Below are 12,099 nucleotides of genomic sequence, written 5' to 3'. Positions count from 1 at the left end.
TTTTTGTCGCGCATTCCATATCGCACCATGTTTACCGCAACGCCAGGCCCAAACGATTATACCGAACTAGGCACAACGTCAGAAGCTTTAGGTGGTCTGCCTTTTATGGATATGCTAGAGGCGTTTTTTGTCTCAAACGACAACTCAATGCACCCGCCGCTTTGGCGAGCCCGAGGAGCTGGCTACGCTCGTCGCGTTCCTGCTCTCCGATGGCGCCTCCTACATGAACGGCGAAGTGGTCACGTTCGACGGCGGCGAGAAGCTCGTGGCCGGGGGACAGTTCAACGCCTTCACCGCGATGCCGCGCGAGCAGATCAAGGGACTGTTTGCGAAGATGAAAGCAGCGCGGGAGAAGTGACCGGCTTCTGGCATCCATAGGAATCGGCCTGTAGGGGCACGGCGCGCCGTGGTACGTGTTTAGCGACTTGTAGCCCGGGACACATGCAGTTTCGATAGCAATTTGCCTCATGTGGTGCCGGGGACGCAAGCAGGCCCCGGCTATGGGTTTCCTTAAACCGGGATCAGGATTCCGACAGCTGTCGGAAGAATATCCCAGGCGATCATTGAAGCCCGCTAAACAGATATGCGCCGTGTCCCTACGTAAGAACGAGGCTGCCAGAGGAGCAAGATGAGCCCGCCACATCCCGAAATGCAACGAAAAGCGGTTCCAGGTTCACCGAATCCCTAAAAATGCGGCACGGCGCTTGCATGTCACTTCACCAATCCTTAGGCATGGATTAACGACATGTTAACCGAAGTACCCTGTCGCTTATGACTACCCTCGATCTCAACCTTTTCGCACGCGCTGCCGACGACGTCGAACGCACGCAATATCAGATTCTTAGTGGACTGCAACAGGCTCACAAGGATTTTGAAGAGCAGCGCATCTATCCGCACCTGGGGCAGCTGGTTGCGCTCTACACGTCCATCCAGACCATCATCGACCGGTCGGATTCGTATCGCAACGCCACCACCGGCGAGGCGACGGGCGTGGACTGGAAGGCGGGTGCGCTGCAATACAAATGGCCCGAACTCGAAGACGATGAGCTCTCTACCGTGCGGGCGCTCATGGAGTGGGCGCTTCCGCGCATCCAGGAGGCCATTGAAGAAGGCCGATCGATTTACGAGATGGTCGAAGACAATTTCGATGTCGAGACCGTCGGCATTGTGCCGTCGTACGTGCAAGAAGGCTACGTGCTTGTGCCCGACCGCGAGGTGCACCGCCTGCACGTGCTGCGCTACACGGTGTCCATCTTCACGAAAGAAGACGAGCAGTACCGCACGCTCCGCACCGAGCACTGCAAATCCATCGACCAGTTTGGGGTCGATACCCATCCCAGCACGATCAAGCTGGAGATGGTCGACGAGCGCAAGGACCTCCCGAATCCGGCTACGTACATGTTTAACACCGACTTGGCCGTGCCCTACGAGCCAACGCTCCTGCCCGTCGCCAAGCGCACCCTCATGCGTCATTTGGCGCAAGAAGAGGGCTGGGCGTAGGACCGGACTGATTTAGCGCCAGCATACGCCGTGGTGTCGACACCCTCCGCATCACGGCGTTTTTTGTTGGGGGGATGCGAAGCGTTGTGCCTCAAGCAACAGATCCGTCCAGCTTCGCAGGCGTGCATGCCACTGCAAAAAAAGGAATCGGGCGCGGACATTCGGCCTCACGATCAGGCGGTTGCCAGCATCCCCGCGGCCTGCCAGCCCGAGTCGAACGCATCTTCCACCGAGATGCCGGTTCGGTAATTCCCGGCAAACCGTAACCCCGGATGGGTAGCCTCCAGCGCATCCAGGCGGCCCAGCAGGCGTCCGTGGGCCGCGGTATACTGCGGAATGGCACGGGGCCAGACAACGTGATGTGCATAGCTGGGATTGCCCGAAAGCCCAAGCAGGCGGCCCAGGTCGCGCTGCACCATGGCTTCTGTGGCGTGGGGGCTCAATTCCATATGGTCAGGATGCCGGGCACCGCCCACAAATGTGGTGAGGAGCACCTGCCCCTCGGGCGCACGGCCCGGGAAGAGCGTGGAGGCAAAGATCGTCCCCAGAATGCGCAGAACGGACTCCGCCGCGGGCACCAGCATGCCGAATCCGTCTAAGGGATGCGACACCGCGTCTTCGGGCACGGCCAACGAGACGCTGCGCATGGGTGCGTACGGCAGTTCGTGGAGCGGATCGAGGCCGAGCGGCGTGTCGAGCTTGATGTCATGGCCCAGCTGGTGCAGCGGCGCGGCGTAGACGACAGACGAAGCGCGTGTGGTGCCATCAGCGTGCGTGAGCATCCACGAGCCGGAGTCGCCCGGCTGCACGGCTTGCACGGGGCAGTTGAGCGTCACCGCATCGCCCAGATGCGTGGCCATCGCACGGGGCAGCGTCTGCAAGCCGTCTCGAAACGAGAACAGTCCGCTCAGGGTGGGCGCGTCGTCGGTATCCGACGAGCCGCCGAGCGCCTTGCGGAGTCCGCCCACGAAGAGCGAGCCGTGCTTTTTTTCGAGGGCCTTGAGCATCGGGAAAGCGTACTGCACCGCAAGTCGGTCGGGGCGTCCGCCGTACACCCCGGCTACGAACGGATTCACCGCGTAGTCGAGCACCTCGGGCCCCAGGCGGCGCGCCACAAAATCGGCGAGCGACTCGCCCGACGGGCCGCGCTTGCGAAAGGGTTCGGTGACCAGGCGGGCTTTGGCACGGGTAGAAAGGAGTGGCGTGCGCAGAAAATCGGAGATCGACTGCGGAATGGGGACGGGCTGCCGGTTGCGCACTACGAAGCGGTTGCGCGCATCCGGGTTGGCCGAGACGCGGGCCTCCATCAGGTCCAACTCGTGCAGCACCCGCGTGAGTGCAGGGCCCGCGCCGTTGATGGAATTGGGACCCTCTTCGATCAGCAGTCCGTCGTGCCGATGCGTACGAATGACGCCGCCTGCCTGCGTGCTCGCCTCAAACACGCGTACATCGTACCCACTGGTGCGAAGACGATAAGCGGCGGCGAGCCCGCTGATGCCTGCTCCGATGATGGCAACCTCCGTATCCATAGCGATATGGTGTATCCCCAAAACCAATACATATGTCGAATAATGACACGTGTCTGTACGTCCGGTTGGAAACTCCCGTTGTGCGGCTCCCGTAAATTAAAGCACATATTTTAGATATTCGCATGCAGGAGCAGGGCGGCACGAGCGCCTTGCGACAACCGCATCTTTGTGCGGTGGCGCATGCTTCGCGTAATGCATTCCAACAGCAGAGGATACGTATGGCTACAGAAGCAATGAACGAGAGCTGGCGGCGCATCCGCGACCAGATCAAGACCATCTGGGAGGACGCCGACTTCGACGACAAGGAAATGAAGCGCGCACGCGGCGAGATGGATAAGATCGTGGGCCTCATCCACGACAAAACCGGCGACGACCCCGAAGAAATCCGCCGCAAGATGGGCTCTATTCTGTAGCACACGCGTGGGTAGCACGCCCGCCCGGTCATCTCTGCACAAACTGAATCACCTGTCCTGGATCTTCCACGGCAGGTGATTTGTTTTTAAGGGCTGGAACCGCTTTCAGCTTCATCACTCACCGCTTCGTATTTGCATGGCCGACGTTTCTTCTCCTGCCAAACTGGGCACGCCCGCCCCGACTGAATCTTCTTCGTTTCAGCGCCGCGACGCGCACTACCGTGACCTACTCGACACGTTAGCCACACGCCAGGCCGAGGTGGCCAAGGGCGGCGGCGACCGGCGCATTGAGCGGCAGCACAAGCGCGGCAAGCTCACCGCCCGCGAGCGTATTCATCGGTTGCTGGATGATGCCGACGATTTCACCGAGGTCGGGCAGTTTGCCGGGTACGAGATGTATGAAGACGAGGGCGGATGCCCCTCGGGCGGTACGGTCATGGGGCTGGGTCACGTAAGCGGACGCCTCAGCCTGGTGGTGGCTAACGACGCCACCGTAAAAGCGGGCGCCTGGTTTCCGATCACTGCCAAGAAGAACCTGCGCGCGCAGGAGATCGCGCTCGAAAATCACGTGCCCATCATCTATCTGGTAGATTCGGCAGGTGTCTATCTGCCGATGCAGGACGAGATCTTCCCCGACAAGGAGCACTTCGGGCGCATCTTCCGCAACAACGCGATTCTCTCCAGCAAAGGCATCCCGCAAATCGCGGCCATCATGGGCAGTTGTGTGGCGGGAGGCGCGTACCTGCCCATCATGAGCGATGAAGCGCTTATCGTGGACGGCACCGGCTCGGTTTTCCTGGCAGGACCGTTCCTCGTGAAGGCCGCGATCGGCGAGGAGGTCGAAGCCGACGAACTGGGCGGGGCCACCACCCACACCGAAATCTCGGGCGTAGCCGACTACAAGTGCGAGTCCGACGAAGAAGCGCTCGACACCATTCGCGACATCATGAGCCACATGGGGCCGGAGCATCGCTTCGGCTTCACCCGCGACGAACCCGAAGCGCCTGCCTTTGATACCGAAGAGATCTACGGCCTTGTGCCCGACAGCGGCCAGCAGCCCTACGACATGCGTGAGGTGCTGGCGCGTATTGTGGATGCGGAGTCGTGGACCGAGTATAAGAAGGGCTACGGACGCACCCTGCTCACTGGCTATGCCCGCATTGACGGGTGGAACGTGGGCATTGTGGCCAACCAGCGGTCGGTGGTGCGCAACAAGACAAATCACGAAACGAAGGGCGAAATCCAGGTCGGTGGTGTCATCTACGCCGATGCGGCAGACAAGGCCGCGCGCTTCATCATGAACTGCAACCAGAAGCAGATTCCGCTGGTGTTCTTTCAGGATGTGACCGGCTTCATGGTCGGAAAGCGCGCCGAGCACGGCGGCATCATCAAGGACGGCGCGAAGATGGTGAACGCCATGTCGAACAGCACCGTGCCCAAGTTTACCGTGGTTACGGGCAACTCGTATGGCGCAGGCAACTACGCCATGTGCGGGCGCGCCTACGACCCGCGCCTCATCTGCGCGTGGCCCACAGCTAAGATTGCGGTGATGGGCGGCACGCAGGCCGCGAAGGTGCTGCATCAGATTCAAGTGCGCAAGCTCGAAAAGCAGGGCAAAGAGCTTTCCGAAGAAGAGGAGCAAGAGATGCTCGCGCGCATTGAAGATCGATACGAAGAGCAAACCACGCCGTACTACGCCGCCGCCCGGCTCTGGGTCGACGAAATCATCGACCCGGTGGATACGCGGGCCTGGCTCTCGCGCGGCATCAACATGGCCGACCTGAATCCGAACCTGCAGACGTTCAATCCCGGCGTCATCCAGACCTGACCACAGCTATTGCTGGCGGACAGGGCAGAGCGCCGTCTGCACGACCCCCGACTGCCTATGAGTCCCGTACGCCACGCCGCCACTGCCCCGCACCAATCCGCTCGCGAGGAGCGTATCAACAGCCTCACCCACGGTGTGGGGTTGGCACTTAGCCTCATTGGCTGGGTGGTGCTGTTGATGCGCGGCGCGTTGCTCGACAACACCTGGCTGTGGGCCAGCGGGGCGCTCTATGGGGCCACGCTCGTCTTTCTGTACGGGGCGTCTACGCTTTACCACAGCGTACGCCACCCGCACCTGAAGTACCTCACGCGAGTCGCCGATCACATCGGTATCTACCTGCTGATTGCCGGTACGTATACGCCGTTCCTGGTGATGCTCGGGCTTAACGATCCGCTTGGCTGGGGGGTGTTGACTATCGTGTGGGCCTGCGCCATTGCTGGTTTGCTTTTCAAGGTGTACTCGCAGCACCGCTTTCACTGGGTGGCCGTGGTGCCGTACGTGATACTGGGCTGGGTTGGCATCTTCTGTGCGGAGCCGCTCATCGAGATGCTGTCGTGGGAAGGCTTTGCCTGGATTGTAGCAGGCGGCGTGTCATACACTGGCGGCGTGGTATTTTTTGGGTGGCACCGCATCCCATTCAACCACGGCGTGTGGCACCTCTTTGTGCTTGGGGGCAGCGCCATCCATTATGCCGCCGTACTGCGGTTTGTGATGGCGTAGTGTGCACCGGAGCGCGGCCTCAAAAGCTGCTCGTTAGAAGCGGATGAAGCACTACTATAGTGTCAACGGTCAATGTGTGGGTTACAACATGCCCCGTTTACATGCTGTCATCTTGAGCGAAGCGGCTCCGCCAAGGAGACGCGGAGTCCTGACACGAGCGAAGCGACTGATGAACGCAGTGAATAAAGATCTCCACCAAGGTTGGCAGGATCCCCTGTCCCGCCGTATCTTCTGAATGACAAGGAGATGGTTCGACTGCGCTCACCATGACAGGCTTCGTGGGAGGATGATTGCAGAGCAACTATCAAAATGAGGATTGACAGAGAACTACGCTGTGTATCCCCCTGAAATATAAGAGCGGAGCGACTCGACCTCGTTCTTGGCCTGCTCAGACACGTACTTCACGCAGTCGCCAATCGATACGAGGCCTCGCAGGCTGCCGTCGGACTTGACCACGGGGAGGTGGCGGCATTTGTGCTCGGTCATGAGCTGCATACACTCGCCTACGGTGCACGATGGCGGTACCGTGACCAGGTCTGCTGTCATGACCTCGCGGATCTGTGTGGTGTCGGAGGTGCGCCCTTGCAGCACGATGCGGCGCAGGTAGTCGCGCTCGGTAAAGATGCCTGCGATGGTGCCGTCCTCCATTACCAGAATGGAGCCGACGTTGTGGTCAACCATCGTGCGGATGGCCTCGCGCACCGTGGCGGTAGGCGTGGTGGTGACGACCTCGTGGCCCTTGTGATTCAGCAGTTGTGATACCGGAAGCGTTTCCATAGGGTATGTCCTCCAGGACAAAGCGTCCTGACTGGGAATTATTTGTGTGAAACTGCGGTTAATGGATCTGCTAATATGAGGTGAAGTGCAGCTTGTTCGCCCTGCGACGGCGCAGATGGATGTGGGGCAATGGCGCACAAAGAACAGGCTTACGCCACACGGATGAGCTGTTTGAGCAACTCCAGCGTGGTGGTGTCGGGATTGTCGGTGGCTTCTACGCAGAGGTGGCGGGCGTCTTCGAGCGCATCGGGAGCCTCATAGCGTGCAGTGAGCATCTCGAAATCCTCGGCCCGCGCATCCGACACGACCTTGGACTGTGTGCTTCGGGCGTCGAGGCGCTGCTTGAGGGCTTCGTTGGGTGCGGTGAGTTCGGCAAAGATGGGCTGGAGGCCGACGTTATGCAGGCGCTTGCGGAGGGCCTCGCGTGTGCTGCGGCGGCTGTACGTGGCGTCAAGTACTGTGCTCTGCCCGTTTTGCGCACGTTCGACCGCGCGGTCGGCGAGCGTGGTGTACGTACGCTCCGACATCTCGGCGCTGTATAGGCGGGCGCGTGTGTCGGCATCGGGGCGTTCGTGTAAAGGCACATCAGCCAGGGTTTTGCGCACACGATCGGACGACACGACCTCCCAGCCAAGCGCATCGCGGAGCGCCTGTGCCTGCGTGCTCTTGCCCGTGCCGGGGCGGCCCATCACCACGACCACGCAGGGACGAGCATCGTTCACGAAGTAGCGCAGCGCCCACTGGTAGAAGCGTCGGCTGTCGCGCTCGCACGCAGCCAGGGCCTCGCCCGTAATGTCCGGGTCGCTACGTTTCATGCCATTGACCTTGCCGCGCACAAAGGCGCGGTAGCTCTTGTAGAACGGAACGAGCGTGTGCAGGTCGGGGTCGCCCATCGCATCCGCCATACCCCGAATGAAGTAGCGCGACAGGTCGGGCCGCCCGAACACGTCGAGCTCCATCGCCAGGAACGCTACATCGTTGGCGATATCGATGTGCCGAAACCGCTCGGTGAACTCGATGCAGTCGTAGATGCAGACGCCCTGTGCGCTTCGGTGCACATGTTCGAGGCGCAGGTCGCCATGCGCATCCACAATATCCCCGTTGGCGCGCCGCTGATGAAAGAGCGCAGCGTGCTGATCCATGAACCGCTCGGCGGCATACTGAAGCGCCTGGTAGGCCGGATGCGTGATGAGCGCATCGCGGTGGCTGGTAGCCTGCTCAAAGTTCTCGCGGATGTTGGCCCAGATGCGGTCGATGCGTCCGTTCGCCGCGATTTCGGGAGTTGAGGTGCGCTCGCGGTAGAACGGGGCCAGCGTATCCACCACCGCATCGAGATCGTCTTCCGAGAGCACGCCGCGGTCGAGGCGCGCATCCAAAAAGTGCTCGTGCGGAAGCATGCGCATCTTGACGGCGACGTCTACAACATTTGAGTCATCGTCGAGGCGCAGGCCGTCGTCGGTCATCGAAATGGGGGCCACGCCCTCGTAGATCCGTCCGCACAGGCGGCTGTTCAGGCGGACTTCCTCCTCGCAGTAGTGGCGGCGGCGCTCCAGCGTGGTGAAATCCAGAAAGCCCAGGTCCACGGGCTTCTTGATCTTGTACACGTACGGCGGGGCCAGGGCCACATACGAAATGTGGGTTTGCACCACCGTAATGGAGTCGGGGGCGTAGGGATACGCGGCGGGGTGCTCCAACGCGTGGCGAAGCGCAGCGCCGGTGGGAGCGTCTGAGGCGGAGGCAGTTGTCGACATGGGAAGCGAGCGGCAAAACGAGAAAACGAACGCCATCTACGAGTGGTTTGCGTCAGTCCACAACCTCAACGGAGTCGGGGGGGACATCTTCGAGAGCGGATTCTGCTGTATTCACCAGGAAGTAGGCGCTGCCCAGAGCAGTAGCTACGCAGAGCAGCAGAATAATCGTGAGCAGCACTCGCGAGCGGGCGGGGCTAAGCGGGCGAGACGTGTTCGGATCTTCGTGTGGAGGCGGAGCCTGTTCAGCCATGAGGCAAGGTGGGCGGGTAAGCACAAGAAGTACACGCCCGTTCATAAGCCGCACGGAGCACACAGTTCGGCTAATGTGCGGACTGGTTTTAGGATACGTCTGTTCTGCGCAGAGAATCTGCTGTTGGCGGTTGAATATGCCATGAGGTATATTGTACGTTACATTGTGCGCTGGGATGCAGTACAGGGCAAGAGCTACAATTTATTCCCCTTTACCCTCTGCTGCCGCCTGCCAGGCTGCCGATGATCGTTTTTTGCTGTACGTTCCTCAACTGCCGCGTTTTATGAGCGACGCCCCCCCTGCTAACGGTTCTCCCTCAAATGGCGACTTGCGCCGCCGTATTTTGGATACGACCCGCCGCCTGCTGGTGAAGGAGGGTTATCATAACCTGTCGATGCGCAAGATTGCCCAGTCGATCAACTACAGCGCAACCAGCATCTACCTGCACTTTGAAAGCAAGGATGCACTGCTCCACGCGCTGATCGACGAAGGGATGCAGCAACTGTATGCTGCATTTACATCGATCGTGGGGCAGTTTCCGGATCGTCCTGTGGAGCGGCTGCGGGCGCTCTGCGAACAGTTTATCACGTTTGGGCTCGACAATCCGGAGTACTACGAGATCATGTTTCAACTGCGCCCTGAGCAGATGGAGCGCTACCCCGCCGAGAAGTACCGGCGCGCGCGGCGTAACCTCGACACCATTGCCGAAGCACTCGCCGAAGGGGCCGACGAGGGCGTGTTCGAGGTGGCGGATGCGCGGGTGTCGGCCAGCACCATTTGGGCATCGTTGCATGGCACGGTATCTCTGTTGCTTGCGGAGCGCGTCGACATTCGCATCGACCAGAACGACTTTATCGAGACCGCCATTCGCCAAACACTGCGTAGCTACACCACCCGTGCCGTTGCCTAACCCCCTGATGCTGCTGTAGCCCATGGGTCTTTACGCCGTCTTCTTTTTACGCCAACCCCTTGTCTTTTATGTCTGAAACGATTCATACCGCACCGCCCACCTCGGGCGATCCGATTCTCGGGAAAACGCTGCCCGACTTGATGTACGAAGCCGCTGAGCGCTTCCCAAACCCGCGCTCATTTAACCAGCCGACCGGCCCCACCTCGTGGGAGCCGATGGGCCTGCCCGAGTTTCGGGTCCAGTCGGAAGAGATGGCGCTCGGTCTGCGCGAACTGGGGCTGGAGCGCGGCGACAAAGTCGCGTTCCTCATGGAGAGCGACGTAAATTTCTGCATCGCCGACATGGGCTGCCTCATTGCGGGGCTGGTGGATGTGCCCATCTACCTGTCGCACAGCCCCGAGCAAATGGCCTACGTCATGCAGCACGCCGAAGCCCGTGCGCTCATCGTGGCGGACCCCGCCCGTCTGTCGCAGGCCGCGCACCTGCTCGAGGATCTGCCGGACATCGAACACGTCATCATTGCCGAGGGCGATGCCGACGCCGATCCGGCCCTGCCCGATAGCGTCTCGCTCCACACCATGGACGCGGTGCGCACCATCGGGCGCGACACAACCACCGACCGCGCCGCCGCCGCTGATAAGCTCTGCGCCAAGATTAATCCCGACGACCTGGCCACGCTCATCTACACGAGCGGCACCACGGGCATGCCCAAAGGCGTGATGCTCTCGCACGAGAACATCTCCTCGAACGCAACGACGGCACTCAACGAAATCCCAGGCCTCAAGCAAGGCGCAGGGGCCGAAACCGTGATCTCGTTCCTGCCCATGACGCATATCTTTGCGCGCGCCCTGCAGTACGGATTCATGTGGATTGGCGCCAGCGTGCACTTTACTTCGCCAGACAATCTGGTGCAAGCGCTTCCGGTGGTGCAGCCTACGGCGTTTGCCTCCGTGCCGCGTGTGCTCGAAAAGGTGTATGCAGGGATCCAGAAGAAAATCATGGACATGGACGGCATACAGCACAAAATTGGAAGCTGGGCACTCGACCTCGCCCGCAACTACGACATGACGAAGGAGCCGTCATTGGCGGAGAGCCTGCAGCTCAAACTCGCCGACCGCCTCGTCTTCACCAAGTGGCGCGATGCACTCGGCGGACGCGTGAAGTACATCGTGGTAGGAGGTGCGGCGTTGCAGCCGAATCTGGCTAACCTGATGGCCGCAGCCGGCGTCACTATTCTGCAAGGGTACGGACTCACCGAAACCAGCCCGGTTATCAGCTTCAACCGGCCCGAGCGTAACATGCCAGGCACCGTGGGCGAGCCCATGCCGGGGGTGGAGGTCCGCATTGCCGAGGATAAGGAGATCCTAACGCGGGGCCCGCACGTCATGCAGGGCTACTACAAGGCCCCCGAGAAAACCAAGAAGGTGCTCACCGACGACGGCTGGTTCCACACGGGCGACATCGGTAAATTCGACGACAAGGGCAACCTGATGATCACAGACCGCAAGAAGTCGCTCTTCAAACTCTCTACCGGCAAGTATGTCATCCCGCAGCCCATTGAGAACAAGCTGGGGAGCGAGGCGCTGATCGACAAAGCAGTGGTCATTGGCAACGGACGCAAGTACTGCAGCGCGCTGATCTTTCCCAACGAAGACCAGGTGCGCGCAGTGGCACGGCGTAGCGGACTGGATGAGGAGGCCCCGCTCTCCGACCTGATGGAACACGAAACGATCTATCAGGCCATGGGCAATCTGGTGCAGAGCGCCAACAAAGGCATGGACCACTGGTCCACGGTGAAACGATTTGCCCTCATCCCCGACGAACTGACCCCGGAGTCGGGCCTGTTGACCCCCACGCTCAAGGTGAAACGTCCGGTGGTGCACGACACCTACGCCTCCGACATTGAGGCGCTTTACGACGCTGAAAGCGGTACAGTAACCCGCACATCGCGTGATACGGTGCTCGTTACGCTGTAGCGCAGCATCCTGTAGTGTCAGCCCTCATTTTGGTGGTTGTCTTGCGATTCCCCCTCACGAAGTCTGTCATGGTGAGCGCAGTCGAACCATCTCCCTGACGTTCAGAAGATACGGCGGGACAGGGAATCCTGCCAACCTTGGGGGAGATCTTTATTCACTGCGTTCATCAGTCGCTTCGCTCGGGAGGAAAGCAAAAAGAAGAAAGACAGAATAGGAATCGCCCTACTCCTCTTCTCAGGTTATTCAATTCTGGTCTCTTTTCTTACAGGGTTTATGATTAGTTGATTATAAGTGGAGGAGATTGTTTTGAAGAGATTGTTATGTTTAACTGTTCTGATCTTTGTTGTTTTCTCGGTAACGCTGGGCTATATTTCACTCAGGCATTTTGTTCAAACCGGTGAGAATCTTGAGAACATCAGCGGAGAATACGAGGTCAAGGTTTCAG

General features: G+C 60.1%; 11 protein-coding genes. 7 read left to right on the top strand and 4 right to left on the bottom strand.

What is annotated here, in order from left to right; genetic code table 11:
* Nucleotides 1–127: 127 nt before the first annotated feature.
* Nucleotides 128–358 (top strand): SDR family oxidoreductase, encoded by a 231-nt coding sequence (locus R6U20_RS03965; protein ID WP_410336571.1) that lies wholly within the window; start codon nt 128–130, stop codon nt 356–358.
* A 413-nt stretch (nt 359–771) separates the two neighbouring features.
* A complete protein-coding gene (locus R6U20_RS03960) occupies nt 772–1,500 on the top strand; it encodes a hypothetical protein (RefSeq protein ID WP_410336570.1) in 729 nt (242 codons plus the stop codon).
* A gap of 173 nt (nt 1,501–1,673) precedes the next feature.
* Here the strand turns inward: R6U20_RS03960 and hemG are convergent, their stop codons facing one another.
* Nucleotides 1,674–3,029 carry a protoporphyrinogen oxidase gene (gene hemG, locus R6U20_RS03955; RefSeq protein WP_410336569.1) on the bottom strand — a complete coding sequence of 452 codons (1,356 nt, stop codon included), beginning with the start codon at nt 3,027–3,029 and terminating at the stop codon, nt 1,674–1,676.
* 218 nt (nt 3,030–3,247) lie between these two features.
* On the opposite strand from hemG, the gene R6U20_RS03950 reads away from it, so the two are divergent.
* The 3 genes from R6U20_RS03950 (at nt 3,248) to trhA (ending at nt 5,990) form a co-directional block, all read left to right on the top strand.
* Entirely contained in the window at nt 3,248–3,442 is a 195-nt protein-coding gene (locus R6U20_RS03950; RefSeq protein WP_410336568.1) for a general stress protein CsbD, read from the top strand.
* Nucleotides 3,443–3,578: 136 nt separating this feature from the next.
* Nucleotides 3,579–5,270, top strand: coding sequence for an acyl-CoA carboxylase subunit beta (locus tag R6U20_RS03945; RefSeq protein WP_410336567.1), 1,692 nt, complete (start codon nt 3,579–3,581; stop codon nt 5,268–5,270).
* A 57-nt stretch (nt 5,271–5,327) separates the two neighbouring features.
* Nucleotides 5,328–5,990, top strand: a complete 663-nt coding sequence (gene trhA / locus R6U20_RS03940; protein ID WP_410336566.1) for a PAQR family membrane homeostasis protein TrhA — start codon at nt 5,328–5,330, stop codon at nt 5,988–5,990.
* 327 nt (nt 5,991–6,317) lie between these two features.
* Here trhA and R6U20_RS03935 read toward each other — a convergent pair whose 3' ends face one another.
* From R6U20_RS03935 to R6U20_RS03925, 3 genes are all read right to left on the bottom strand, one after another.
* Nucleotides 6,318–6,767: a CBS domain-containing protein gene (locus R6U20_RS03935; protein ID WP_410336565.1), complete on the bottom strand. Its 450-nt coding sequence runs from the start codon at nt 6,765–6,767 to the stop codon at nt 6,318–6,320.
* A gap of 149 nt (nt 6,768–6,916) precedes the next feature.
* Nucleotides 6,917–8,518 carry an AAA family ATPase gene (locus tag R6U20_RS03930; RefSeq protein WP_410336564.1) on the bottom strand — a complete coding sequence of 534 codons (1,602 nt, stop codon included), beginning with the start codon at nt 8,516–8,518 and terminating at the stop codon, nt 6,917–6,919.
* 52 nt (nt 8,519–8,570) lie between these two features.
* Nucleotides 8,571–8,768: a hypothetical protein gene (locus R6U20_RS03925; RefSeq protein ID WP_410336563.1), complete on the bottom strand. Its 198-nt coding sequence runs from the start codon at nt 8,766–8,768 to the stop codon at nt 8,571–8,573.
* Nucleotides 8,769–9,051: 283 nt separating this feature from the next.
* Here R6U20_RS03925 and R6U20_RS03920 point away from each other — a divergent pair, with 283 nt between their 5' ends.
* Nucleotides 9,052–9,678: a TetR/AcrR family transcriptional regulator gene (locus R6U20_RS03920; protein ID WP_410336562.1), complete on the top strand. Its 627-nt coding sequence runs from the start codon at nt 9,052–9,054 to the stop codon at nt 9,676–9,678.
* A 68-nt stretch (nt 9,679–9,746) separates the two neighbouring features.
* Nucleotides 9,747–11,654 (top strand): AMP-dependent synthetase/ligase, encoded by a 1,908-nt coding sequence (locus R6U20_RS03915; protein WP_410336561.1) that lies wholly within the window; start codon nt 9,747–9,749, stop codon nt 11,652–11,654.
* The last annotated feature ends 445 nt before the right edge of the window (nt 11,655–12,099 follow it).

The organism is Longimonas sp. (genome assembly GCF_046498435.1).
In the GTDB taxonomy this organism is placed as follows: domain Bacteria; phylum Bacteroidota; class Rhodothermia; order Rhodothermales; family Salinibacteraceae; genus Longimonas.
This window is presented reverse-complemented; position numbering and strand designations above follow the sequence as displayed.